Annotated in this window: 2 protein-coding genes; one reads left to right on the forward strand and one right to left on the reverse strand. The window is 64.1% G+C overall.

Annotated elements, in window-relative coordinates:
• On the reverse strand, window positions 1-843 hold an 843-nt coding region (gene rnd, locus QZ079_RS09275; protein ID WP_297037559.1), incomplete at its 3' end, for a ribonuclease D.
• 100 nt (window positions 844-943) lie between these two features.
• On the opposite strand from rnd, the gene QZ079_RS09280 reads away from it, so the two are divergent.
• The gene (locus QZ079_RS09280) at window positions 944-1,864 is read left to right on the forward strand and encodes a diacylglycerol kinase family protein (protein WP_297037560.1); all 921 of its coding nucleotides are present in this window, start codon (window positions 944-946) and stop codon (window positions 1,862-1,864) included.
• The last annotated feature ends 28 nt before the right edge of the window (window positions 1,865-1,892 follow it).

Here is a 1,892-nt window from a genome sequence, read left to right on the forward strand (position 1 = left end):
CGTCATGCCGCGCTCGACCGCCATGAGCGCCGAGGTCACATCGGCCTCGCTCAGCTGCTCGGTGCCGCGAATCGCCCGGAAGCTCGCCTCGTCGCGCGGTGCCCGCTTCACAAGCGCAATGAGTACCTCGTCCGAGATAACCCATTTACGCGGGATATCATGTCGCTCCGCCCGCGCCTCGCGCCATGCGGCGAGCTCGCGCGCGATCCCCAGCTGCCGACGAGTGCACGAATTCACGCGTTTGACCTTCTTGTACGCCTCGCGCTTATCGATCTCGTAATGAGAGCGCATCGCGAGCGGCCGGATCTCGTCGAGCACCCACGGAAGACGCCCCTCGGCGTTCAGGCGCCCCACCATGAGGTGGTAGGCCTGAATGAGGTAGCGCACGTCGTCGAGGGCATATTCCAGCTGCTTATCCGTGAGTGGGCGGCGCGCCCAATCGGTAAGCGACTCGCTCTTGGGCAGCGTGACGCCGCAGAACGCATGCACGAGCCCGTTGTAGGAAATCTGTTGGCGCTCGCTTAAAAACGCGGCGGCGACCTGCGTATCGAAGATCGGCGCGGGAACCGTTCCGAGCGCCTGCAGCAACACCTCCATGTCCTGCGTGCAGGCATGGAAGACCTTCGTGACGGCCGGGTCGTCGAATAGCTCCGCGAGCGGCGCTATGTCCTTAACGGCAAGGGGATCGATCGCGACGCATTCGTCCGGCGTCGCGACCTGCACGAGGCACAGACGCGGGTGATAGGTCTTCTCGCGCAGGAACTCTGTGTCCACGGCGACCGCCTCGAACGCGCGGGCGCGCTCGCAAAAGGCCGAAAGCTCTTCAACTGTGGAAATATACATGCTCGGTTCAGTCTCGTGCCCGGCGCGCGAGCGCCGGGGTAGGATAACGACATTGCATATAGTAACTATACTCGCCTTGGGCTAGAACGGAACCATGAGTATGCGCTGCCTCATCATCCACAATCTCGCCTCGGGTCCGCATTCGGACGAGATCTTCACTTTCATCCACGCGCTTTCCGCCACCGGCGACGAGATCGTCCTGCGCTTCATAGGCCCCGAGCTCGAACGCGAGGACGCCGTCGCCGACGCGCGCGCGTTCGACAGGATCGTGGTCTCGGGCGGCGACGGCACGGTCGCCAACGTGCTCGATCTGCTACGCGATTGCGGCGTGCCCATCCTCGTCTTCCCCTCCGGCACGGCGAACCTCTACTTCCAAAACATCGGCAACGCGCCGGACGCCGCCGCGCTCGCGCACGCGTGCCGCGCGGGCGTCACCGCGAAGGTGGACATGGGCGAGCTCTTCTGGGAGGACGAAGGCGGCCGGATGCAGCGACACGGGTTCATCAACATCGCCGGCTCCGGCTTCGACGCGACCATCATGGAGAAGGCCGCGGCGTCGAAAAACGACATCGGAGAGATAGCGTACTTGTTCTCCGCCCTCTCCACGCCCGAGCCACAAGTTGCGCACTTCACCATTGAACACGACGGACGCGTCGACGAACTCGACGGCATCTCGTGCATGGTGGGCAACACCGCGTGCATCCAAAACGAAATCAACCTCTTCCCCGACTGCCGCATGGACGACGGCCTCATCGACATCGCGGTCGTCGAGCCCACGACACTCGTGGGGCTCCTCCCCACCGTGGCCGCCGCCGTGCTCGATCCCGCGGGCAAGGGTCTCGGCCGCCCGCAGATCAAAACGCTCCAAGCCAAGCAGGCGAAGATCACGTGCACACCGTCTCTGGGCATGCAGTTCGACGGCGAGGTCATCCCCAACAACTCGGGCATCTTCGGCGCGCGCGTGCTGCCGAAATGCCTCGATATCATCGTGGACGAGTTTTCGAACCTCCACGCGGAGTAGCGCAGGCGGCGGGTGACCCAATTGGGGA

The organism is uncultured Enorma sp. (assembly GCA_905210055.1).
In the GTDB taxonomy this organism is placed as follows: Bacteria; Actinomycetota; Coriobacteriia; order Coriobacteriales; family Coriobacteriaceae; genus Enorma.

Bases quoted from the DNA above. Each gene is read 5' to 3' on its own strand.
- QZ079_RS09280 (WP_297037560.1), top strand. From the start codon at position 944: ATGCGCTGCCTCATCATCCACAATCTCGCCTCGGGTCCGCATTCGGAC.